General features: G+C 47.8%; 21 protein-coding genes. 12 read left to right on the top strand and 9 right to left on the bottom strand.

Going from position 1 to position 23,100, the window contains the following annotated elements:
• Nucleotide 1: 1 nt before the first annotated feature.
• From IB286_RS00400 to IB286_RS00365, 8 genes are all read left to right on the top strand, one after another.
• Nucleotides 2-1,798: an ATP-binding protein gene (locus IB286_RS00400; RefSeq protein WP_190761691.1), complete on the top strand. Its 1,797-nt coding sequence runs from the start codon at nucleotides 2-4 to the stop codon at nucleotides 1,796-1,798.
• Nucleotides 1,799-1,801: 3 nt separating this feature from the next.
• Nucleotides 1,802-3,280, top strand: coding sequence for a type I restriction-modification system subunit M (locus tag IB286_RS00395; protein WP_190761690.1), 1,479 nt, complete (start codon nucleotides 1,802-1,804; stop codon nucleotides 3,278-3,280).
• A 2-nt stretch (nucleotides 3,281-3,282) separates the two neighbouring features.
• Nucleotides 3,283-4,470 (top strand): restriction endonuclease subunit S, encoded by a 1,188-nt coding sequence (locus IB286_RS00390; protein ID WP_190761689.1) that lies wholly within the window; start codon nucleotides 3,283-3,285, stop codon nucleotides 4,468-4,470.
• Between the two features lie 9 nt (nucleotides 4,471-4,479).
• Entirely contained in the window at nucleotides 4,480-5,607 is a 1,128-nt protein-coding gene (locus IB286_RS00385; RefSeq protein ID WP_190761688.1) for a hypothetical protein, read from the top strand.
• On the top strand, nucleotides 5,604-6,056 hold the full coding sequence (locus tag IB286_RS00380; protein WP_190761687.1) for a three component ABC system middle component: 453 nt from the start codon (nucleotides 5,604-5,606) through the stop codon (nucleotides 6,054-6,056). The genes IB286_RS00385 and IB286_RS00380 overlap by 4 nt, the downstream gene beginning before the upstream one ends.
• Entirely contained in the window at nucleotides 6,053-8,089 is a 2,037-nt protein-coding gene (locus tag IB286_RS00375) for a DUF3732 domain-containing protein (RefSeq protein ID WP_175246652.1), read from the top strand. Before IB286_RS00380 ends, IB286_RS00375 begins: the two co-directional genes overlap by 4 nt.
• A 62-nt stretch (nucleotides 8,090-8,151) precedes the next feature.
• Complete coding sequence (locus IB286_RS00370) at nucleotides 8,152-8,850, top strand: DUF3800 domain-containing protein (RefSeq protein ID WP_095500542.1); 699 nt, start codon at nucleotides 8,152-8,154, stop codon at nucleotides 8,848-8,850.
• A 2-nt stretch (nucleotides 8,851-8,852) separates the two neighbouring features.
• A complete protein-coding gene (locus IB286_RS00365; protein ID WP_190761686.1) occupies nucleotides 8,853-9,368 on the top strand; it encodes a hypothetical protein in 516 nt (171 codons plus the stop codon).
• A gap of 118 nt (nucleotides 9,369-9,486) precedes the next feature.
• On the opposite strand, the gene IB286_RS00360 is transcribed toward IB286_RS00365, so the two are convergent.
• The 4 genes from IB286_RS00360 to IB286_RS00345 all read right to left on the bottom strand — a co-directional run bounded on the left by IB286_RS00360 (nucleotide 9,487) and on the right by IB286_RS00345 (nucleotide 13,773).
• Nucleotides 9,487-10,176, bottom strand: a complete 690-nt coding sequence (locus IB286_RS00360; RefSeq protein ID WP_190761685.1) for a hypothetical protein — start codon at nucleotides 10,174-10,176, stop codon at nucleotides 9,487-9,489.
• 824 nt (nucleotides 10,177-11,000) lie between these two features.
• Nucleotides 11,001-11,339: a hypothetical protein gene (locus IB286_RS00355; protein ID WP_001160163.1), complete on the bottom strand. Its 339-nt coding sequence runs from the start codon at nucleotides 11,337-11,339 to the stop codon at nucleotides 11,001-11,003.
• A 1-nt stretch (nucleotide 11,340) separates the two neighbouring features.
• Nucleotides 11,341-12,591 carry a tyrosine-type recombinase/integrase gene (locus IB286_RS00350; protein ID WP_043877032.1) on the bottom strand — a complete coding sequence of 417 codons (1,251 nt, stop codon included), beginning with the start codon at nucleotides 12,589-12,591 and terminating at the stop codon, nucleotides 11,341-11,343.
• 315 nt (nucleotides 12,592-12,906) lie between these two features.
• Nucleotides 12,907-13,773, bottom strand: coding sequence for a YicC/YloC family endoribonuclease (locus tag IB286_RS00345; protein WP_317889670.1), 867 nt, complete (start codon nucleotides 13,771-13,773; stop codon nucleotides 12,907-12,909).
• Between the two features lie 116 nt (nucleotides 13,774-13,889).
• Here IB286_RS00345 and rph point away from each other — a divergent pair, with 116 nt between their 5' ends.
• Nucleotides 13,890-14,609, top strand: coding sequence for a ribonuclease PH (gene rph / locus IB286_RS00340; RefSeq protein WP_190761684.1), 720 nt, complete (start codon nucleotides 13,890-13,892; stop codon nucleotides 14,607-14,609).
• 61 nt (nucleotides 14,610-14,670) lie between these two features.
• On the opposite strand, the gene IB286_RS00335 is transcribed toward rph, so the two are convergent.
• Entirely contained in the window at nucleotides 14,671-15,447 is a 777-nt protein-coding gene (locus tag IB286_RS00335) for an exodeoxyribonuclease III (protein ID WP_190761683.1), read from the bottom strand.
• A 243-nt stretch (nucleotides 15,448-15,690) separates the two neighbouring features.
• On the opposite strand from IB286_RS00335, the gene pyrE reads away from it, so the two are divergent.
• Together pyrE and IB286_RS00325 are read left to right on the top strand one after the other, a co-directional pair.
• A complete protein-coding gene (gene pyrE / locus IB286_RS00330; RefSeq protein WP_190762642.1) occupies nucleotides 15,691-16,332 on the top strand; it encodes an orotate phosphoribosyltransferase in 642 nt (213 codons plus the stop codon).
• A gap of 44 nt (nucleotides 16,333-16,376) precedes the next feature.
• Nucleotides 16,377-17,018 (top strand): hypothetical protein, encoded by a 642-nt coding sequence (locus tag IB286_RS00325; protein ID WP_190761682.1) that lies wholly within the window; start codon nucleotides 16,377-16,379, stop codon nucleotides 17,016-17,018.
• A 16-nt stretch (nucleotides 17,019-17,034) separates the two neighbouring features.
• Here IB286_RS00325 and slmA read toward each other — a convergent pair whose 3' ends face one another.
• From slmA to coaBC, 4 genes are all read right to left on the bottom strand, one after another.
• A complete protein-coding gene (gene slmA / locus IB286_RS00320) occupies nucleotides 17,035-17,619 on the bottom strand; it encodes a nucleoid occlusion factor SlmA (protein WP_190761681.1) in 585 nt (194 codons plus the stop codon).
• Between the two features lie 31 nt (nucleotides 17,620-17,650).
• Nucleotides 17,651-18,553: an acetylglutamate kinase gene (gene argB / locus IB286_RS00315; RefSeq protein ID WP_190761680.1), complete on the bottom strand. Its 903-nt coding sequence runs from the start codon at nucleotides 18,551-18,553 to the stop codon at nucleotides 17,651-17,653.
• A gap of 37 nt (nucleotides 18,554-18,590) precedes the next feature.
• Complete coding sequence (locus IB286_RS00310; protein ID WP_190761679.1) at nucleotides 18,591-20,999, bottom strand: phosphomannomutase/phosphoglucomutase; 2,409 nt, start codon at nucleotides 20,997-20,999, stop codon at nucleotides 18,591-18,593.
• A gap of 139 nt (nucleotides 21,000-21,138) precedes the next feature.
• On the bottom strand, nucleotides 21,139-22,344 hold the full coding sequence (coaBC, locus tag IB286_RS00305) for a bifunctional phosphopantothenoylcysteine decarboxylase/phosphopantothenate--cysteine ligase CoaBC (protein ID WP_190761678.1): 1,206 nt from the start codon (nucleotides 22,342-22,344) through the stop codon (nucleotides 21,139-21,141).
• Nucleotides 22,345-22,420: 76 nt separating this feature from the next.
• Between coaBC and radC the strand changes: the two genes are divergently transcribed.
• A complete protein-coding gene (gene radC, locus IB286_RS00300; RefSeq protein WP_190761677.1) occupies nucleotides 22,421-23,095 on the top strand; it encodes a RadC family protein in 675 nt (224 codons plus the stop codon).
• Nucleotides 23,096-23,100 lie beyond the last annotated feature (5 nt).

Below are 23,100 nucleotides of genomic sequence, written 5' to 3'. Positions count from 1 at the left end.
AATGGAATTAATACTCGCACCTAACCTCTTGCACGACCAGCCACAAACCTTAAACATCAATAAGGTTGCTACTTTAATTGGTGAAAATGGCAGTGGTAAATCCAGTATCTTGCAGTCAGTATTTGAAGAGCGGTTAAACAAACGCGCACATCACCACCTAAATGTGGTGTGCTTTTCTTCAGGGCAGAATGAAAATTACTCTGAAAAGTTTGGTATTTACTTAAAACGCGAGCGTCAAGCTGGCAGAGGGTTGGGGTTAGAGTGCCTTTACTTTGACAAGCCCTGGTCAAAATTACTCATTTTCCTCGCAACAGCGACTAAACGTAGTGGCAAAGTTCGCTCTTTTTTGCGCGAAAGAGGTTATGTTACTGAGTCGGCATTTGCAGGCGATGACCAAACTACGTGCTTAAAATGCGCATTCAAAATTGATAAAAACTATGTCAATCGAGTTCAGGACGCTCTGAAGCGTGAAGAAAGTGGTGAGGTTGATACGCTACGAAATACGCCCTATTTCCGTTCGTTAGATAGCTTCATCAACACATTTGTCTCAAATGATTATGAGTTTGAGCAACCGCTACGTAAGCGAACCATTGAAATACCAGCAAGCCGATTGATCGATGTTTCGTTCGATTACCCAAGACAGCCACAAGCAGGTGAAGAAGGTATTGAGGCCGGTGAAGCAAATGCTCAGGCTCAAAATACAGCTTTTGATCCTGAAGTGAGTTTTTTTACCCAAGCGGCGGATAACGATTACTTCATAGACAAACAAGGCTACAAACTCGTTTTTAAAGATGGAATAGAGCTTGACCAGTTAAGCGACGGTGAATACCAGCTGCTCTTTCTATACGCGTTGATAGACCTTTTTGATGCACCGAATACGCTATTCCTGTTTGATGAAGCAGATTCGCACCTGCACTACAAAAACGTAGAGAAACTATGGTCTCTATTACACAGCATACAAGGCCATGCGATTACTACGACACACCTGTTGGATTCTATTTCTGCAAAAGAAAACCGCATAGAACATCTGAAAGTTGTAGAACACGGCCGAATCAATGAAGACGACAAAATCAAACAGCTAATCTCCCGACTCAGTGTACTTTCTCGTGCCAAATCCGTTGAATTTGAGGTGTGTGGCAAACTACCTAACATCGCCTTATTAGATGACTACAACGACTGGGTTATCTTTATCAAACTTGCCTCACGTGCAGGGTTGGACGTAAATCGATTAGCCACTGTGCATGCCATGAAAAAGTCGTCCAGTTACGCTTCTGCTAACGAAACCTTTGGCAAGGGCAAAATAGATTGGTTACATGGCTTAAGCAAGATTGAATCACCACTTGTAACAACACAGATTTTCCTAATTTGTGATCGAGACGAGGCGGCATTGGACTGGAATGCTGCCAATGGCGTTCAAGTGAACGGGCAAGTGTACCGTGAGTTGCTAAATGCCATTCAATGGCCGCGTGGTACCAGAGTTTCGCCATATCTATTGGCTTGGAAACGCCGTGAAATCAAAAACTATCTGCTTTCACATACAGCACTGTCGCATCACAACGTACTTGCTGCAATCAACAACCCTGATATTGCGCAGCGAAATCATTTACAACCAAACAATCCAGGTGATAACGACGATATTCGGCGATTAAATGCCAAAAGTGTCATTGACCCTCTGATCAATACCGAGGGTATAGGCCTTGATATTGAGAAGCTACAAGCCTATATCGACCTGATTCCGCCCGCAGAAATCAGCGAAGATATCACCAATATGTACAATTTTATTATCGGAAAACTATAAGCCATGTCATTACAACAAAAGATTGACCGAATTACCGACATACTGCGCCGCGACGATGGCATTAGTGGTGCTATGCACTATACCGAGCAAACCTCGTGGGTACTGTTCTTAAAGTTTTTGGATGATTATGAATCTGAAAAAGAAGATGAAGCGGTACTGTCAGGTAAAGATTATCAACCGGTGTTAGATGAAGAACATCGTTGGTCGAATTGGGCCTGCCCGAAAAATGCCGATGGCAAGCTAGATATCAACAAAGTTCGCACAGGTGATGACTTAACCGATTATGTGAATAATGAGCTATTCCCTTACTTAAAAAGCTTTGCTAATGCTGCCGTTACAGGTTCAGACCCTAAATCCTTCGCCTATAAAATTGGTGCCATCTTCCAGTATTTAGACAACAAGGTAGCGTCTGGTCATACTTTGCGTGAAGTGCTGGATATTATCGACACACTGAATTTCCAGTCCAGTGATGAAATGTTTGAACTCTCGCTGGTCTATGAAGGCTTACTGCAAAACATGGGGGATGCGGGAGGCTATGCGGGTGAGTTTTACACCCCGCGTCCGGTGGTACGTGCCATGATCAAAGCTATTGACCCACAAGCCGGGCAAACCATTTATGATGCAGCGGCAGGCTCGTGCGGATTCCTAGTCGAAGCCTTTGACCACCTAAAAGCAAAAAAGAGTGCGCTTTCTACTGAGCAATGGGACTTTATCCAGCGCGATACCTTCTTTGGCTTTGAAAAAACCTCGCTGGCTTATGTGATGGGCATGATGAACATGATTTTGCATGGCATCGAGTCACCCAACCTATTCCGTGGTAATACCTTAACTCAGAATATCCGCGACATTCAGGAAAAAGACCGTTACGACATTATTCTGGCTAATCCACCGTTTGGCGGGAAAGAAAAAGATCAGATCCAACAGAACTTTCCTATTAAAGCGAATGCCACCGAATTGCTGTTTTTACAACACTTCATGAAAACCCTGAAAAGTGGCGGCAAAGCAGCCATCGTCGTACCAGAAGGTGTGCTGTTCCAAACCAACAGTGCGTTTAAACAGGTTAAACAAGAACTGCTGGAAAACTTTAACCTGCACACAATTTTAAGCCTGCCCGCTGGGGTATTTTTGCCATATTCGGGCGTAAAAACCAACGTGCTGTTTTTCGAGCGTAGCGGCGGCACCAGCGATGTCTGGTACTACGAATGTGAGCCTGAGCAAAAGCTCACCAAAAACAAACCTATTACCGATGACCACTTAAAAGAGTTTGTTGAGCTGTATACCAGCCGTGAGACGACCGAACGTTCCTGGATAGTTTCAGCCAGCAAACTGGCTGAAGACTATGACCTATCCGCTAAAAACCCTGCCAAGCAGAAAGATGCCGAGCATTTAGCGCCAAGCGATATTCTTAAGCAGATCCGTACCAAAGAAAAGCTGGTATCAGGGCTGTTGGATGAAATTGAAAACCTGTTGGCGGAGAAATAAGCATGGAACAGGTTTTATATTCATTGCCGGATGGGTGGGAGTGGCAAGAGTTAGCAGATGTTGTTGTTAAAACGGAAAACTTGAACCCGTTAAAACACGCAGATCAGCTGTGGACGTACATTGATATATCATCAGTAGATCGTGATCGATTTGCAGTTACAGATCCAAAGGAAATTCTAGGAAAAGATGCTCCATCACGAGCGAAAAAGCATGTACAGCTAAACGACGTAATATTTGCGACGACGCGACCAAACCTAAAAAACATAGCGTTGGTTCGGGATGAATATAGCTCACCAGTGGCATCTACAGGTTTCTGTATTCTCAGAGCTAACAAAAAGGTTTTGCCTGCCTATTTGTTTTATTTTGTCACAACAGATTTTGTTCAAGCACAAATTGAGCCCTATGTAGGTGGCGCTTCATACCCCGCGATTACTGATGGAAATCTTAAGAAGGCTCCAATACCGATACCAAGCATCGAAGAACAAAAACGTATAGTCGAAAAACTCGATGCACTGCTCAACCGCATCGACACCGCCATCGAGCATTTACAGAGCAAGCTCGATCTATCTAAACAACTGTTCGACAGTGTATTAGATGAATTTTTTAAACTGTCGGATTGTGATTCTGTGCCACTAACGGAGGTGGTTGATTTTATCGGTGGTTCACAGCCTCCAAAATCACAATTTTCTGATGTTCAGAAAGAAGGCTATGTTCGATTAATTCAGATTCGTGATTATAAGACTGATAACCATATTGTTTATGTCGATAGCGCATCAACGAAGAAATTCTGTACGAAAGATGATGTGATGATTGGACGCTATGGACCGCCAGTATTTCAGATATTGAGAGGGCTTGATGGCGCTTATAACGTTGCTTTGATGAAAGCTGTACCTAATGAAGATGTTTTAACAAAGGACTACCTATTTTGGTTCCTTCAGTCACCGTCAATACAGAACTATGTTATTGGCATTTCTCAAAGGGCAGCTGGTCAGTCAGGGGTAAATAAAAAGGCGTTAGAGAAATACCTTATCCCAGTTCCGAGTAAAGCTATTCAGAATGATATTGTTGATAAAGTTGGGCAATTAGTAAATAAAAGCCGGAATTTGGAAGCTGAAGTGACAGCAGAAATTACGTCATTGAACCAACTAAAAGCATCAATTCTCGATTCAGCATTTAAAGGCGAGCTCTAAGGAGGGAGTATGAGTGGTGGTCAGACTAAAAATGCCGCGTTAACAACCGCCCTGGCCTTTCATTACCAAGTGCTGATTGGCTTGGAAAAGTGCTTTGCATTGGACGAAGGCCAATCTGTTTGGTTTGAAAAAGACGGTGATGTGAGCCTTATTTCCCCTAATACTTTAACTTCATCTCAAACGGAAGTGAAAGACTATTCGGCAGCACTTACTGACCACCATGAAAACCTCTGGAAAACGCTTAAGAACTGGTTAGCTCCCGATTTCGATCATACTCAATATGGTGTTTTGGTACTGCATACCACACAGGCTTTTGGTGCAACAACCAAGCTGAAGAATTGGAACATCCAAACTGCTGAGCAACGTTTACAAGTATTGAAAGATATTTTCTTTAGCCGTCCAGAAGATAAGGGGAATGCTGAAAATCCATCAGAAATTATCAAACTACAAAAAGCCGTGATGGCTTGTAATGAAGCTCTGCTAAAAAGTGTACTTGATAAAGTAACCTTGTTTACCGAGGCCGATAACGCACAGGATTTAGAACAGTGTATTTTGGCTAAACCTGTAGGCATTCCTAAGAATAATTTAAGTAGTTACCTCCAGGGGTTAGTTGGTTTTGTGTATGCACAGGCAACGCAGCATTCATGGAGTATTAGCCAGCAGGCTTTTAGGGCTAAGTGTGAAGAGTTGACAGCTCTTTTATGTAAAAGGGAATTTACTTTCCCAGTATTCTCAGGCTATGAAGCATCAGATCTTGAGGTGGAACTACATCAAGATAAACTTTTTGTTCAAAAAATAGCTGAGATAGAGCATCACGCAATGATCCCCGATGCCATAGGTAATTGGCTAGAGTTGCAAAACTCATTTTTAGAACAGCTTGATGAATACCCCTTGTATAAAGATAAAACGGTAACTTATCAAAATAAATTGGTAAAAAAATACAAGCTTTCGTATTCAAGTGCTCAACTTGAGTCGGTTGATGCAATTAAAAGCTCAAAGTTACTTTACAACAAGACCATGCAAGAGCAGCCACTCAACATGGGTAATGATATTCCGCCAATTGAATATAAAAATGGCCTTATCCATGACGCAATGGACGATGACGAGCGTGATTTGAAATGGAAGGTTGAACCATGAGTAGCATTATCGACGCTCTATATGAATTAAAGTACAACCCATTTGAGTATGGGCCATACTTGGCTTCTTTTTATACGGCCCTAGAGGAATCCGAGAACAATTTGTTGCTTGCCCAGTTGGTCATACCGCTTTGTAGCCATCCGATATACAGCCATAAGTTGTTAAACTCGAACAAGCGAAGCTCTATCTGGTCTGTATTTGACGACAGAACAAAACTCTATGACCTACAAGAGCGAATTGAAGGGTTTCAAACCCTTACAGAGCAGTGTATTCAATATTGTTTAGTCAACGACTGGTTATTCGTTAATGAGCAGCGGCTATGCCTAACGAAATGTGATGAGGCTGTCTCCGGCTTTATCACTAAAAAGAGTGCAGAAAGGTTAGGCCGGTTATTTAGTGGTCACTCAGTGGTCGAGATTTATGCGTTTTTAGGAGTGAAACCGCGATGAAAACACTTATTCATGAAATAGGCGTGATTGACCAGCAAGGTCTCAAACACCCTGTTAATTTTCAAGCAGGGCTCAATGTGGTTACCGGTAAATCATCAACCGGTAAAAGTGCCTTAATTGAAATTTTTGATTATTGCTTTGGCAGCGATGAGAACACCATTCCAAAAGGTGTGATTACAAACAGTGCTGCAATTTACTATGTTGCGCTTGCTGTTAATGAACAAGATATGGTGATTGCCAGAGACCCCAATCTTGCAACAAAAGCATTTTTCCGTCGTGTTGACGCATTCGATTCGGGAGAGATTGATCGCGAATATTTTAGTTCTAGCTATTTTCGTCCGTTAAACGAGTTTAAGAAGCATTTAAGAGACTTTTTCCTAGATATTGATGATGTTGATGAATCTTTAGCCGCGAGAGCTAACAGGAGATTTAATCAAAAAGCACCTACACCATCGGTGCGTAGTTTTACATCTTTTATGCTTCAGCATCAAAACTTGGTTGCCAATAAGCATGCGTTGTTTTATCGATTCGATGAAAAGGAAAAGCGCGATCAGGCAATTGAACATACAAAGATATTTTTAGGACTTGTCGATCAAAAGTTCTTTCACTTATCACAAGAAAAAGAGCGGTTAAGCACAGACGTAAAACGTTTAGAACGGCAAAAAGAAACCAATAAACGCACATCAGAAAGCTACAAACAAAAAGTCGCCCCTGTATTAAGTCAGCTTTACGCTTTAATGGGTTTTAAAGATGAGCCTATATCTCTGACAAAGGTGCTCCAGCATCCTCAAGATGCAAAGGATCAGCTAGATAGCATCATAGTTGCCGAGAAAATCGTTCACAGTTCCGATGCGATGACACAACGGTATGAGCAGTTGAAACTGGCGCGCAATCAAAAAACTTCTGAGTTACGAAAGTTGCAGCGTCAAGCTGCATCTATTAATAAACACATCCAGGAAGAAGAGCTATTTGTTGAGAATGTAAAACGCTTTAACTCACCTCAGCATGTTCATATTTCCGCCACGGTTTGCCCATTCTGCCATACCGAAAAAGACAACTTGCGACAAAGTGCAGAGAAGCTTCAACAGGCCATTACGAAAGTATCGGGGAATCTTGCTCAAGCTCGTCCTATGAAAGCAAAGTTTCAATCATCTTTAATTGAAGTACAGCGTGATACAGAGATTGTTAGTAAGTTGCTAACCGATCTCAATCAACAAATAGCTGAAATTGAAAAAGTAAATCAGCAGTTAGCCGAACAGAAGAGCTTGTATGAAAGCATTATAATGCAAAAAGCCAAGCTGTTTGCACTTCTTGATACCTTGAATATGGCTGATGATGCTGAACTTGATGGAGAAATCAAAGAGTTAAAGAGGAAGCTCAAGAAGATTACTGATGCACTAAAAGAATACGATGTGCAAAAAGGTTTGGCAGCTGCATCGCTTAAGGTAAACGAATATATGGCCAGCATAGGTAGCCATTTTGAATTTGAGGCAAGCTATAAACCAATTAACCTCCATTTCTCATTTGAGACATTCGACCTTTATCATTTAACGCCCGAAAACGAAAAAATCTACCTTCGTTCAATGGGTAGCGGTGCAAACTGGCTTTATTGTCATATAACGTTATTTTTGGCTTTGCATAAGTATTTCGTTGAATTAGGTGAAAAGTGTGCCATACCTTCAGTGCTTTTCTTAGACCAACCAACACAGGTATATTTCCCTAATTTTAACCGTGATAACTCTGCAACCTTCGAAGAACAAAAGAAACAAGAAGCAGAACAGCGCAAGATCCACAGTGTGGATCAAAATATTGATGAGGATATAAAAGCCGTTGAAAACTTATTCAGCCAGCTATCGATTTATTGCAATGACCTCCAATTAAGCAATGGCTTTAGTCCGCAAATTATAGTGACTGACCATGCGGACAATCTGACTCTCTCTAATGGATTTGATTTTGAAGCACTTGTGAATGGTAATCGGTGGCGTACTCGCGGTCTTATTGTGCCGGCACCAGAGTTGCAAGGTGATAGTTAAAATTATGCTTCCAAGATATGATTTTTTAGACCTGTTGAATATTAAATTTTTCAGAGGCAAATGTGACCATTTATAACGTCTATTGCGACGAAAGTCGCCATACATCAGACCCGTCTCAACACTATATTGTTATCGGTGCACTGCAATGCCCTCGTGAAGAAAAACACCGTATTGTTGGGCGCTTACATGGCCTGATGACTAAATATGGTATTAAGACCGAATTTGGCTGGAAAAAGCTATCGCCTAACAAGGCTGATTTTTATCGAAGCCTTATACAATTGTTTTCTGAAGAAAACTCACTTTCATTTCGATGTATTGTGGTCGACCGCAGGCAACTGAATCACGAACAGTGGAACGATGGGGATAAAGAGCTTGGTTTTTACAAGCTGTACTATCAATTGCTAGTCCACTGGCTTCAACCTGGCGACAGCTATCATGTATATCTTGATTGGCAGCAGAATGCTTCAAGTACACGCTTTGAAGAGTTACGTCAGATCTTGGTTCATAAGTTGTCTGGCCGCGCTAAGCTTGCTTGTTTAGAGCCAGTTGAATCACATAACCAACCACTGATACAACTCTCTGATTTATTGATGGGAGCGGTAGGATATAGCTGGAACGAAATGCAGAACCGACCTAATGCAAGTGCATTTAAAGCTGCGTTTGTTGATGAACTTGCGAGATCGTTAGGTAAGGGTAGCCTGCGTTACACCACAACCAAAGGCGAGCGAAACTTTAATATCTTCAATTGGCAGGGACGATAGCAGTGACAGAAAGTCTGTGGCCGCAATTGCGGTTAAAAGCCGATAGCGAAGACGAGCTGATTGAGAAATACCGTCAGGTATATCTGGAAAATTATGTTCATGATGAAAATGGCAATGCCAGAGTGTTTACCGATTGGTGTGGTGTAACCTACCAGTTTGGTGCGGGTGCTTTTGATCATGCCTTTACGGAGTCTACCAATTACCGAACCAGTGCAGGTATTCACGATGGCGGTTTCTCCAAAAAGCGTGCTAGACGAATAATGTGGATTAAAGAAGTGTTGGCTCTATCAGCCGGGACGGTGCAGCGTTACAGTCAATCTCGTCAAACCGATCGCGGTAAAACCGCAAAGCGTAGGACATTGGTCGTCGTTGAAGAAAAGTATGTAGTTGTATTTGATGATCCAAGGAAGGTCGGAGATCCACATTGGTTTGTCACAGCATTTCCAGCAGACCAAGCCTATTTTGATCGGATAAAGAGGACTAGCTTTTTAGTGGAAACTAAACAAGGAGGGAGATAAGCCCCAGTCTTAACGGCGACTGAGGCGCAGCCACGAACCAAAACACTAGGTAAAGGTTCAACCAGTTCCGAAGAACTTGGGTGAATTATGGTGCTCTTGATGAAAAATATCAAGCTATTTAGCCTTGTTGTTGAGTTTCGTTCTCGTTAACAAAGCATTTGTTCGTAATCCACACATCATTCTCTGGCCCACAAAGGTGGTGCAGCAGCGCTAGGTTGATTTGGTGGCTGACCACTTTGCCGTTTCGTTTTTGGCTTTCTTTTCTCAAACCTCTTAGTAATAACCCCGTGCATGATTTGCCCATTTGCTCCGGCGAACTGGGCAGGCAAAATGCTCGGTTTTGCTGCTTGGGATGCAAGGTAGCGCGTTTTCCTGTTTTAGATAAAGGCGAAATGCACCAAAAGATGCAGGCGTTAGCGGGCGTGTTTGCTTGCAATATTCTAGTTTGAATCTTGCCATCCCTATTTGTCGGTAACAAATGTGCTGGTAACAAAACCAACCCGCCTTGCGCGTGGCCTTCAACCTCAGGTAAAGGTAGCCAATACAGATTTGGCCATTGCTCAGAGCTTTGCCATTTTTCTACGATCACTTGTGCGCCAATGCTATTTAGCCATTGGTGAATCGGGCAGCCTGGATGCGCTTGTTTAATGCGCGGTAACTGATAGGTCAGCCAGCGGGTTAAACGTTCGGCGGCATTATCGCACTGGCTTAATTCTGGGTAGAGGGTAAACGCGCCATGCCCAACCAGTAAAGTGACCACCTGCTGTATCCATTCTCTATCCCAATCGTTAGCACTTGCCCATAACACGTCACTTATCACCTTGTTGGTTTTTCATGCCATCTATTTTCAGTCGTCGGGTGCAGACGCGGTGGTGAATTAGATGAAAGAAATGGCCATCAAACTCACCAGTCAAATCGGTTTTTTATGATGACCTGTGCGCGGCTAACTGATTGAAATATATCGTCCAATGCGGCTCTGTTTGGCGGCATTCAACTAGTGCAAAAAAATCGAGACGCCAAACGATCGTTTGCATTCTGGGTTTAAAAAATCAAACGGTTTGTACTTTGATGCCGAGGTTGGTTTAGGGCGAAAAAAGTGCCAAACCTTGCTTTGAGCCAGTAATGGCAAGGCCTACCAGCGTTGGATTTCAATCGAGAAGCCAAACAGTAAATGGGCTAATTTCCCTGTTTGGCGTTTCGATCCAAAAGCCAAACGGATAGTGGTTTTGGCGTATGGGGGTAAAGGCATGGGGAAGTGTGTGGCGGCTGTTGAAACTCATGGATTAGCAAATGACGCCTAGGGGGGATTGCATCAGCTGATCAAAGTAAGTAATTGGGTTGGTTGATTTAGCTTAAAGCTGGGTGTGGTATTTTGTAAGCGAGCTATCGGTAGGAAAAGCAATGGCTGAATAGTGACAAGGCGAAATGAGAACCGACGCGTACAGAAATGCAGAGGCGTCGGCCATATTGGCTTGAAGATTATGTTTAGTGACCTATTTTGTCAATCAAAGCCCCAATTGCCCCATTCCTTGGGGCAGTTTGCTTTCCTCTTATTCTCCCTCTAAAGCTTGGTGTATCAAGTGTTGCCCCATTGCCCCAACTGCCCACGGTAAGTGAGCAAATGGGGGCTTGTTAGTTTCGCCTGATGGGCCTTTTCGGCATGCGGCTGCGTTTGCCATCGAAAAAGGCCAATACTCTGAACCAATAGAGTGATTCTTCATACCCCAAACTGTGCGTTGGACGTGCAGGCGGGATGAGCCCCAGTTTGCGTCCTAAACTGACAATCACGTAGAACATGAGCTTTAGCATCAACCAAGGAGCGAGTACCACGAATACCATCAGGCAATGCCGAGTAAGTGCGTAGCCTATACCATGAGGTTGTTCGAGTAAGGCAATGCCAATACACCAACCAAGCCCTGCCAGCATGGTGATTGGAAAGGTAATGGGGGCAAGTCGCATCATAAATTGCATGTTAGCGCCCTCCTGTGTGGTGTTGTGAAGCGGGCTCAAAGTTCACCAATGGTTCAACCACATCAGCCACGGTTTGATGGGCAATTCGGCGCTCTTCAAAGTAATCGTGGCGGTCGTAGATACCCTCAACGCCTTTTAGCTTATGGTTAAGACAGCGTTCGGCTACGTTGCCTGCAATACCCAAAGAGGCGGCAAGGCTGCGAAAGGTGCGGCGCAAATCGTGTACGGTGAAGTGTTCAAGTTTGCCCATTTTATTGGGAGGCTGTTTTTTGCGCCCAGGCTCGCGACCAAAGAGCTTAGAAATGGCACGGTTTAGCGTATCTGGCCCCATATGTGGACGATGGCTTGCTCGTCTGGCTGGGAAAACATAAGGTGAGCCACAAGCGCGGATTTGCAACTCGTTAAACCAAGCAATGGCTTGGCGTGGTAAGGGAATGCTGATTGGCACGCCGGTTTTGCTGCGTTCTTTGGGCAGATCCCACACGCCTGTGGTTAAATCCATTTCACGCCACATGGCTTCGCACAGTTCGCTTTTGCGTACACCCAATACCAAAAACAGGCAGCAAGCGAGGTAGTTGTCGCGGCCAAAGCTATTGATATGGGTATGAAACACGCTAAAGGCGTAGTGAATTTCCTCTTTGCTAAGCATCCTGTCTTTACTGGACTCCACGCCACCGGCATCGTCTACGGTAAATGCTGCGGCTGGGTTGTTCAGCGTTAAGTCGAGCTTTATCGCATGCCGAAATAGCTGCTTCATGTACATCAAGGTATCGTTGGCAATGGTAGGGCGGTTACTTTCTCGAATGCGCTCTAGCACCTCCCGCACGTCACGTGCGGTCACCTCAGCAATACACTTAATGCCAATGACTGGGCTTATGTCTTTGGTGTAAACCCGATACGGAATCTTGGGATGCTTAAGTCGTCGACTAAGATCGGTTCGATACCAGTCATGGAACAGTTGATCCACGGTTTCAATGTCAGGTAACTCGATTTTCTGTTTTTCTAGAAGAGGATCTATGCCGTCACGTACTTCCTTTCGAAAGTATGCGGCGGCAATTCGAGCGTCTGCCAACGACATTAAAGGAAATTGCCCCAAGGTTGCTTCTCGTCGTCCTTTGGCTGTGGTGTAGCGGATCATCCAGTAAGGCGAGCCTTGTTTGCGGACGCAAAAGTATAGCCCTTCACCATCTGAATATTTTTTTGGGTCGGCTTTGCTGTATGCAATAACCTGTTTTGCTGTGAGTTTTCCCATGTTTACTCCATAGTTGCTGAAATAATGGAGGGGGCAATAATGGCTGCCCACCACCGATTTGCTTATTGAATCAGCAGCTAACCTGTTGTGGTGGCGAGTTAAATGCGAAAATTGGTCAACTTACTGCCCACCAATTTGCTCACCGCAAAACGCTTATTGAGCCAAAATGAGGGGGCTGCCCACCATTCTGCCCACCACTAAACAGGCAGTTGGTAACGGACATCTGCAAACCGATTTGGACGGCGAAAATAAAAAAGCCCTGTATTTACAAGCAAATAACAGGGCTTCTAAGACATTCTTGGACGGGTGAAAAAACTATTCGATGTTTTGAATCTGCTCGCGCATTTGTTCAATTAGCACTTTCAACTCCACTGCCGCCTGAGTGTTGTCTGCGACCACAGATTTAGAGGACAGGGTGTTGGCTTCTCTGTTCAGTTCTTGCATCAGGAAGTCGAGGCGGCGGCCGCAGGCGCCCCCTTTTTTTAGTACGCGGCGCACTTCTTCAACATGGGTGTTGAGGCGGTCTAGTTCTTCATCAATATCCGCTTTTTGCGCAATCAGGGCGATTTCTTGTTCAAGGCGATTGCTGTCCAGTTCGACTTTAAGTTCTGCAATGCGTTGCAAAAGTTTATCTCGCTGTTGCTGAACAATGTCGGGCATACGCTGGCGTACCGTGGCGACGATTTCTGAAATTTGATCGAGTCGTTGGTTAATCAGTTCGCTCAGAGATTCGCCTTCGCGGTGACGGCCGCGAATATGTTCGGCGAGGGCTTCGGCAAAGCTGTCCATCAAATTTGCGCTTAGGGTTTCGCTGTCTAGCTCGGTGGCTTGAATAACGCCGGGCCAGCGCAGCAAGTCCAGAACATTGATGGGGTTGTGTTCGCTAAGTTGTGTTTCCAGCGAGCGGCTGGCATTAATTAATTGCGAGACCAGCGCGTGATTCACCGCAAGCTCTTGGTCGTTCTCTCGCAGTTTAATTCGCAGCGCGCACTCCACCTTGCCGCGCTGGAGTTGTTGACGAAGGGCGTCTCTTAATTTGGGTTCTAGCAGTCGCCAGCTATCCGGCAGTTTGAAACTGAGTTCGAGGTAGCGGTGATTGACCGAGCGTAACTCCCAGGTTGCAGAGCCCCATGAGAATTCGGTGTGTTGGTGTGCAAATGCGGTCATGCTGGAGATAGACACTATAAACCTCGATAGTGGTGAATGCCGGTGCATTTTAAACCCTTTCGCGTTGCGGTTCAGCAAGCACGGGTTGGGGCGGGTATAATCGGGTTTTGTTATTGACCTAGGAAATCACGATGTCTCGCCCCAGCCAACGCCAAGCTAATGAAAAACGCCTTGTAACCATCACGCGTAATTACACCTGTCATGCTGAGGGTTCAGTGTTGATTGAAATGGGTAATACCAAGGTGATTTGCACGGCCTCGGTAGAAGATTCAGTGCCGCGCTTTTTGAAAGGTAAAGGACAGGGCTGGATTACCGCTGAATACGGGATGTTGCCGCGCTCCACGGGTAGCCGTATGGATAGGGAAGCGGCGCGGGGAAAACAGTCGGGCCGCACTCAGGAGATTCAGCGTTTGATTGGTCGCTCTTTGCGGGCGGCAGTTGATCTAAAAGCGCTTGGCGAAAATACCATTACCCTCGATTGCGATGTGATTCAGGCCGATGGCGGCACGCGTACGGCATCCATTACCGGCGCCTGTATCGCTATGGTCGATGCGATTCGCAGCCTGCAACAGCGCGGGGTGATTAGCGGTGATCCACTGCTTAATATGGTGGCGGCGATTTCTGTGGGCGTCTATCAGGGTATGCCGGTATTGGATCTGGATTATGCGGAAGACTCTACCGCAGAAACCGATATGAATGTGGTGATGGATGCCAGCGGTGGCATGATTGAGGTGCAGGGTACCGCTGAAGGCGTCACGTTTAGCCGCACTGAAATGAATGCGATGCTGGATTTGGCGGAGAAAGGCATTGCCGAATTGATTGAAGCGCAGCAGCAGGCTTTGAATTCTTAAAGTGTGATGGCCGCGGTAACTGGCGGACAATAAAAAGGGCGCTTAGGGCGCCCTTTGTCGTTTAAAAACCGCTGTCTGGCAGTTCGAAGTCGTAGTCCATTATCAGTGGGGCGTGGCTGCCAAATTGCTGCACGGTGTACAGGGCGCCGTATTCCACTTTCTGCTTAATGCGTTCTGATACGATCTGGTAATCCACGCGCCAGCCGTTTTTTTCCTGGCCGCCATCGGGCCACCAGCTAAACTCGTCGGCATCGTTATTCACCATGCGGAAGGCATCGGCATACTGTTCTTCGCGGAACAGGCGGTCTAGCCATTGCTGTTCTTCAGGCAGACCACCGGATACGCCGTGGTTGGCTTTTTTGTCCTGAATGTCCACGCTTTTATGGGCGATATTCCAGTTGCCGCAGATCACGAAATCACGGCGCTTGTTGCGCACTTTGTGCAGGTGATTCAGGTATTGATCGAAGAACTGATTTTTACGCATCTGCTCGGCATCGTTGCTGGCGCTGGGCGCGAGCAGGGAGCCGATACTGATATTGTCGAAGTCCGCCTGAATATAGCGACCTTCCATATCGAAATCGAGAAAACCCAAGCCGGTCATAATCGCCTTGGGCAATTGGCGGCAGTAAATCGCAACACCGTTGCTTTTACCGTCGGCAGAATCGAAGAAATAGGGATTGTAGTCGCGCGGAAAGTACACATCGTCGCGCAATTTATATTCGGCAATGCCCAGATTCTGAATGCAGATGATGTCAGCGTCCTGGTTTGTGACCCAGTCGAAAAAACCTTTCTCTGCAGCATCCACAATGCTGTCAGCGCAGAAGCTGATAATTCTCATGTATTTTCCATTTCAAGATTTCACTCTAGAACCGCTAACTCAGACAATAGCGGGTGGAATTAGAAATCGCATTCTAGAGGGTTGTTCTTTTTAGTTGGGCGCCATTATCGCACAACTTAGACCCTTGTCATGGGCGCTACAGCGCTATTTTGCAGAAAAGCGCCACTGTTGGCTGATGATTGCGGCATTGCCAGCTACAATATGCCAATTTTCCCGCTAGCGCAGTTGAGAGCCCGCATTGTGATTAAACCTTACCAACAGAAATTTATTGAACAGGCGATTCAGGTCGAGGCCCTGTGTTTTGGCGAATTCACCCTTAAGTCTGGTCGAGTTAGCCCGTATTTTTTCAATGCCGGTAAATTTGCCAGCGGTGGATCGTTGTCGGCGCTGAGCCGGTGTTACGCCGATGCTATTGTTGATTCGGGTTTGGAATTTGATGTGTTGTTTGGGCCTGCCTATAAAGGTATTCCGCTAGCGGCGGCCACTGCCTGCGCGCTGGCGGAGCATCACGGACGAGATCTGCCCTTTGTCTACAATCGTAAAGAAGCTAAAGACCACGGCGAGGGCGGCGTATTGGTTGGCGGGCCGCTAAAAGGGCGGGTGCTGATTATTGATGATGTGATTACCGCCGGCACCGCTATACGCGAAGCCATTGCCATGATCGAAGGGGCAGGGGCAGAAGTGGCCGGTGTAGCAATTGGCTTGGATCGCCAAGAGCGCGGACAAGGTGCGCGGTCTGCGATTCAAGAATTAGAAGCAGAGCAAGGTTTGCAGGTAGTGAGCATTGTCGGCTTGGAAAATATTGTGCAATATTTGCACAATAACCGGGAGGACAAGGAACTCCTGAACAAAATTACTGCCTATCGGGAACAGTACGCTGTTTGATTAGGCTAGTGCTGCCAAAGCACCATAAATGAACGGAGTCACCTTTGCTGTTACGGGCTGTAAAACCATTATTCACAATAGTCATTCTCTGTGCCGCGCAGGCGCTATGGGCTGAGGCGCTGTATTACCGCTACCCCGACAGCCGGGGTAATGTTGTTATTGACAGCAAAGTGCCACCAGAGGCGATTCCCCGTGGCTATGATGTCATTCGAGTAGATGGCAGTGTGGTAAAAACCATTGCGCCTATGCTTAGCGAGGAAGAAAAGAGCGAACTGGCGCGAGAGCGCGAGATTGCCGCAGCGCGCGCAGAGGCGGAAGAAAAGCTGCGCAAATGGGATGAGTCGCTGCTGCTGCGCTACAGTGATGTGGCGGATATTGAGGTGGCCAAGGCCCGCGCCCTGAAAAACCTGAAAGTCCGCATATCTATGCTCGATAGCAATTTAACGGTGCTGCGCCGGCAGGTTATTCAAAATCAACAAGAAGCCGCTGAGTTAGAGCGTGAGGGTCGCAGCGTGCCGGAAGGTTTAACCAATACCATCCGCGATTTGCGCCGCGAAATCAGCACCATGGAAATGCAAATAAATCAGCGCTCTGAGGAAACGGTCTCGGTTGCGGAAAACTACGAGCAAGACAAGCTGCGTTTCCTAGAGCTGCAGTCGCGGCTGCGCCGCGTGCGCAGTAATTAATTGGCGAGAAAGCGCATCAACGAAAGATTTGCTCTGCCAAAAATTCCCACTGCTCGTCCCAGTTCTCAGTAGGGCGACGTTTAAATTCACTGCGCACAAATTGCCCAATTCGTCCTTCCGTCGCCGCGATTAACAGATTGGCAGTGCTGTTTACGGTAATGCGGGTGCGCAATCCTTCACGCAATTCCGCTTCGCGCAGAATTTGCTTTAGCTGGGTTTCCAGGCGGTCGTAAAACTGTACGACTCGGGCGCGCAGTCGCTCGTGTTCACCGGCGAGGGCGTCGCCGTTAAAAATGCGCGTAATGCCGGGGTTGCGTTCAGTAAATGCCAGTACCAAATGCAAAATTTTGGCAACTTGCTGAATAGCCTGACCTTCTTCGCTGAGGATGATTTTCACTCGGCTAAAAATCGCTTCTTCAACAAACTCGATCAAGCCCTCAAACATTTTCGCCTTGCTGGGAAAATGGCGATAGAGAGCGGCTTCCGAGACGCCAACTTCCGCCGCCAGCTTGGCGGTAGTAATGCGGCCACCGGGCTGGGATTCCAGCATAGTGGCTAGGGATTGCAGGATTTCATCGCGTCGCGAAGGGCGCTTGTTCATTCAACAGCCTTAGTATTACAGGTACAAGAAATTAGAGGGTTTTATTGGTAATCAGGGTGCCGACACCGGTGTCGGTAAAGATTTCCAGCAGCACCGCATGGGGCACACGACCGTCGATAATATGTGCGCTGGTCACGCCGGCTTTAACGGCATCCAGTGCGCAGCCAATCTTGGGCAGCATGCCGCCGTAAATGGTGCCGTCTTCAATCAATCCATCAACTTGCTTGGTGCTTAGTCCGGTCAACACCTTGCCGGATTTGTCTAGCAGGCCTTCAATATTAGTCAGCAGCATCAGTTTTTCGGCTTTTAGCACTTCGGCTACTTTGCCCGCCACCAAGTCGGCGTTGATGTTGTAAGACGCACCGTCTGGGCCAACGCCAATGGGGGCAATCACCGGAATAAAGTCGCTGTTGACCAGCATATCCAGCACATCGGTGCTGATGTGTTCAACTTCGCCAACGTGGCCAATATCGATAATTTCGGTCTTGGCCATATCCGGTGATTTTTGCGTCACTTTAAGTTTTTTGGCGCGAATCAGACCACCGTCTTTACCGGTCAGGCCCACCGCCTTACCGCCATTAGTATTCAGCAGCGATACAATTTCTTTGTTCACGGTGCCGCCGAGTACCATCTCTACCACATCCATAGTGGCCGTGTCGGTTACGCGCATACCGTCAACAAAACGGGATTCAATTTGTAAGCGTTTTAAGAGATCGCCAATCTGCGGGCCGCCGCCATGCACCACGATCGGGTTCATGCCGACCAGTTTCATCAGCACTATGTCGCGGGCAAACTGGGTTTTTAAATCTTGGTCAATCATGGCGTTGCCGCCAAATTTCACCACGATGGTTTTATTGGTGAAGCGCTGGATATAAGGCAGGGCTTCGGTAAGTACCTTGGCAATATTGGATGCCGCATTGCGGTCGAGTGACATGATGTTGGCTCTTTTGAATGCTGATGAAAGGTCGCTATTAAAGACTATCTGCGGCAGCGGGATCAATCCTTGCCAGCACTTCTTTCACACTGCTGCGCAGTGCATCGAGGGCGGCATCGCTGTCGGCTTCAAAGCGCAAGCTCAGTGCGGGGCCAGTATTAGACGCGCGCAACAGAGCCCAGCCGGAGCGGGTTTCAAGGCGTACGCCGTCAATATCAATGACTTCGGCTTCGCTAAAATGCTGCTGCTTGGCAAAGGCGTCGACAATGGCAAATTTGCGGGACTCCTCCACCGGAATAATAATTTCGGGGGTGCTGGGGCGAGCCGGGTGCGCCGCCAGTGCATCATCCAAGGTGCGTCCGGCTAGGCTTAATGACTCAAGCAGGCGCGCGGCGGTGTACATGCCGTCGTCAAAACCGTACCAGCGCTCGTTGAAAAAGATATGGCCAGAATATTCGCCGCCCAACAGCGCGCCGGTTTCAGCCAGTTTGCGCTTCATAAACGAGTGGCCGCATTTCCACATGGTGGGTTTGCCGCCCAGTGCCAAAATCATTTCGGGCAGGCTGCGGGTACTTTTTATATCGAACAGAATTTCGCAACCGGGATTACGGCTAACCACATCTTCGGCAAGAATCATCAGCAGTCGATCGGCGCGGGGGCATTCGCCCTTGCCGCTGACTACCGCAAGGCGATCGCCGTCACCGTCAAAGGCGATACCAATATCCGCGCCTTCTCGCAAAACGGCTTCGCGCAATTGTTGAAGATTGGCTTCAATGGTTGGGTCTGGTGGATGGTTGGGAAAGCGGCCATCAATTTCGCAATTAATGGGGATGACATCGCAGCCCAGTTCTTCAAACAGCGGTGCTGCAATATTGCTAGTGGCGCCGTTACTGGCGTCGATCACCACTTTTAAAGTTTGTGCGATTACCACGTCGCCACAAATACGGTCGATATAGCGCTGTTCAATGGTTTCCAATTCCAGCTTGCCCTGACCTTCGGCAAAATCCCGGTCGATAATACGCTGGTACAAGCCTTGGATATCGCCATCGCTCAAGGCCTGAAAATCCAAACCGATTTTGAGACCGTTATCTTTGGCGGGATTGTGGCTGCCGGTGATCATCACCACGTTGCCGATATTCAGCTCTTTGCTGGCAAAGTGCAGCATGGGAGTTGCGACTAGGCCAATGTCGATAACGTCTAACCCGCTTTCAAGAAATCCATTTAGCACTACATCGCGAATGCGCGGGCTGCTCAGGCGACCATCGCGCCCCAGCAAGATTTTGCGCTGCCCCATGGCAATGGCTTCGCTGGCGATAGCGCGGGCGATCAAATAGCAGTTTTCATCGGTGAGCTGGGTATCTGCGTCGCCGCGAATATCGTAGGCGCGAAAACATTCCGCTGGTGGCAGTGCTTTGGCCGCTAAATGTTTTGCGCCGGCATTGGCATAACCAATTTCAACTTCAGGATGCGGTGGTGGTGCGTAGTCGGGGTGGCTGCTTGTGGCTGCCGGTGTGCTGGTCGCGTTTTCAGTGTTGGGCACATTTTCAGTGCTGGTCACGGTCTGAATAGGCGCTGTTTCTTCTGGAGCTGTCGGTTTTTTGGTTGGCTTTGGCTGATCTAGGCTGCGCAAAAAGAAAATACTGTGGCTGCAGGCGAGTAGTGCGATGCACACCAATGAGAACAACCAAAGCAGCGTGTCATCGGCCTTGTATTTCTCAACTTCCAATTCAGTGGGATAAACCACAATACTCCAGCCGGGAATGCTTAAGGGGCGGGTTTGTGAGTAGTTTGAATACCGGGTTGAGCCGGTGCTTAAAATGGTTTCGGTTCTGGATTTATAGGTCTGAATCAGCTCGTTGTGTGCCGATGAGCCCGCCAGAATGGTAATCATGTCGGAAAAATAGCTTGCGGGAAAACTAATAAAAAGCGCGGCCTTGTCGTTGACTGGTTGAGTGAAGGACAGCAGCCATTGTTGGTTTTGCTGATAACCCTCAATCACCAGCGCCTGACTTTCCAGTGCCTTGCGCAGCATATCCACTTCAATATTATTGCGCAGGCGCTGGGTGTCGGTGTCTTCATCGGCAATACCGAGTTTACCTAAGCGCAGAATTTGGGCGTCTACGGCTTCTGGAAAGCTGAGCTTGAGTAATTTTTCCAGCGATTCGCCATTGCCTGCATTGGCAGCTTGATCGAACAGCGGGCTGCTGGCCAAGCTGGTGCTGCGAGCGCTGAGGGTACTAATTGCGGTGCTGATGACGCGGCTTTGGTGCTCGGCAATATTGCTGGTGATGGCGATAATCTGATTATCAAAGGCGCGAGGCTGCTCGATTTCCTTCACCCAATACAGCCCGGCCAGTACCAAGCCGATGCTGACAATGGCCGATAGCAGAATGTCTCTCTGGGCAGTGCCGATATGAATTTTCTTGGTGGGTTTTATTTTCACCATGACGCGTAACGGTTCCTTTTGCGCGAATTGCTTCCATGTTCAATAAATCCGGGGCGGCTGTCCAGCGAGCCCTGGTATTAATTATAAGTGCATCAACTTTAGGAGCCTTTGATTAATTACTGCGACTGCACTCGCTAGATTAATCAGAGGCCCCTTTATTTATATATTGTTCGGCTATCAGCGCAATAAGCTGGCGGGCCAACTGGGTTTTGCTGGCTTGGGGTAGGCTGGTTTCTCCCTTTGGCCAAATGGCGGTAACCGCATTCTGGTCGGCATTAAAGCCGATCTCAGAATTTGAAACATCGTTGGCAATAATCATGTCCAGATTTTTGCGCTGCAACTTATCTTTAGCGTAGTGCAAAACGTCTTGAGTTTCCGCCGCAAAGCCTACGGTGAAGGGGCGCTGGGCATGGCTGGCTACTGTGCTGACAATATCGGGATTGCGCACCAACTCAATGCTCATGCTTGCTTGGCTTTTCTTAATTTTCTGATCGGCGGCGGCAACCGGGCGGTAATCGGCCACAGCCGCGCAGGCAATAAATATTTCGCCAAGATGATTCAAACTGGCGGTCAGCATGTCTTCGGCGCTGACCACATTGACGCAATTCACCCTTTCCGGGGCCGAGAGATTGCAGGGGCCGCTAATTAAGGTGACTTGTGCGCCGGCATCGGCGGCGGCTTCGGCCAGTGCGTAGCCCATTTTGCCGGAGCTGTGATTGCTGATGTAGCGCACCGGGTCAATCGCTTCGCGGGTGGGGCCGGCGGTAATGGTTAGTTTGATACCGTCTAGGCAGCGGGTTTGAAAAAGCGCGGCGGCATGTTCGGCCAATTGTTCGGCTTCCAGCATCCGGCCGGGGCCAATATCGCCGCAAGCCTGTTCACCGGCGGCGGGGCCAAATAAATGAATTTGGCGCTGTTGCAATATCGCAGCATTGGCCTGGGTGGCGGGGTCGCGCCACATGCCTTGGTTCATGGCGGGGGCCAAGGCTATGGGGGCCGGGGTGGCAAGACATAGTGTGGTGAGTAAATCGTCGCCACGGCCATTGGCCAGTCTAGCCATAAAATCGGCGCTGGCTGGAGCCACCAAAATCAAGTCGGCCCAGCGCGCCAATTCAATATGGCCCATGCCGGCCTCGGCTTCGGGGTCGAGCAAGGTGGTGTGAACAGGGTTGCCGGAGAGGGCTTGCAAGGTGAGCGGGGTAATAAATTCCTGGGCGGCGGCGGTCATCACTACTCGCACATCCGCGCCGTGGTCTTTCAGGCGGCGAACGAGTTCGGCGCTTTTGTAAGCGGCGATCCCACCGGTAATGCCGAGAAGAATTTGTCGGTTGCTCAACTGCTTCATGCTGCACTGGCCATAGAAAAATTTGCGACTATTATGCCAGTTTAAGGCAGGAATAATATCTCCAAGGAGGGAGAGCATGGCGATAAGCGATTGGCCAGCGGCGGAGCGGCCCCGTGAAAAATTAATGGCACGGGGTGCGGGGGCGCTGAGTGATGCCGAGCTGCTGGCAATATTTTTACGCACCGGGGTTAAGGGGCAGTCGGCGGTAGAGCTGGCCAGAAACCTATTACAGGATTTTGGTAGCTTGTCGGCATTGTTAACGGCGGGGCGGGCGCAATTCTGCGCTTCCCACGGTTTGGGTGATGCCAAGTACGTGCAGTTGCAGGCGGTGATTGAAATGTCCCGCCGTCATTTGGCTGAGGCCTTGTCTTCCGGCGAGGTATTTAGCAGTGCAGATCGCACCCGTCGCTACTTACAGGCGCAGTTGCGGGGCGAGCCGCGCGAAGTGTTTGCGGTGTTATTCCTCGATAACCAACACCGTTTGATTAAATACGAGCCGCTGTTTTTTGGCACCATTAATGGTGCGGCGGTGTATCCGCGAGAGGTGGCACGGCGCTCGCTGGAGGAGCATGCGGCGGCGGTCATTCTGGCGCACAACCATCCGTCAGGGGTGGCGGAGCCCAGTGATGCCGATGTGCGTATCACACGGCGTATTCGCGAAGCCTTGGATTTGCTGGATGTACGCTTGCTGGATCACTGCATTGTTGCCGGGCCAGAGGTGGTGTCTCTGGCCGAGCAAGGCTTGCTTTGAAAAAA

This window comes from Spongiibacter pelagi, assembly GCF_014705705.1.
GTDB classification, from domain to species: domain Bacteria; phylum Pseudomonadota; class Gammaproteobacteria; order Pseudomonadales; family Spongiibacteraceae; genus Spongiibacter; species Spongiibacter pelagi.
Note: the sequence above shows the minus strand (reverse complement) of the source record. Positions and strands in the feature narration are given on the sequence as shown.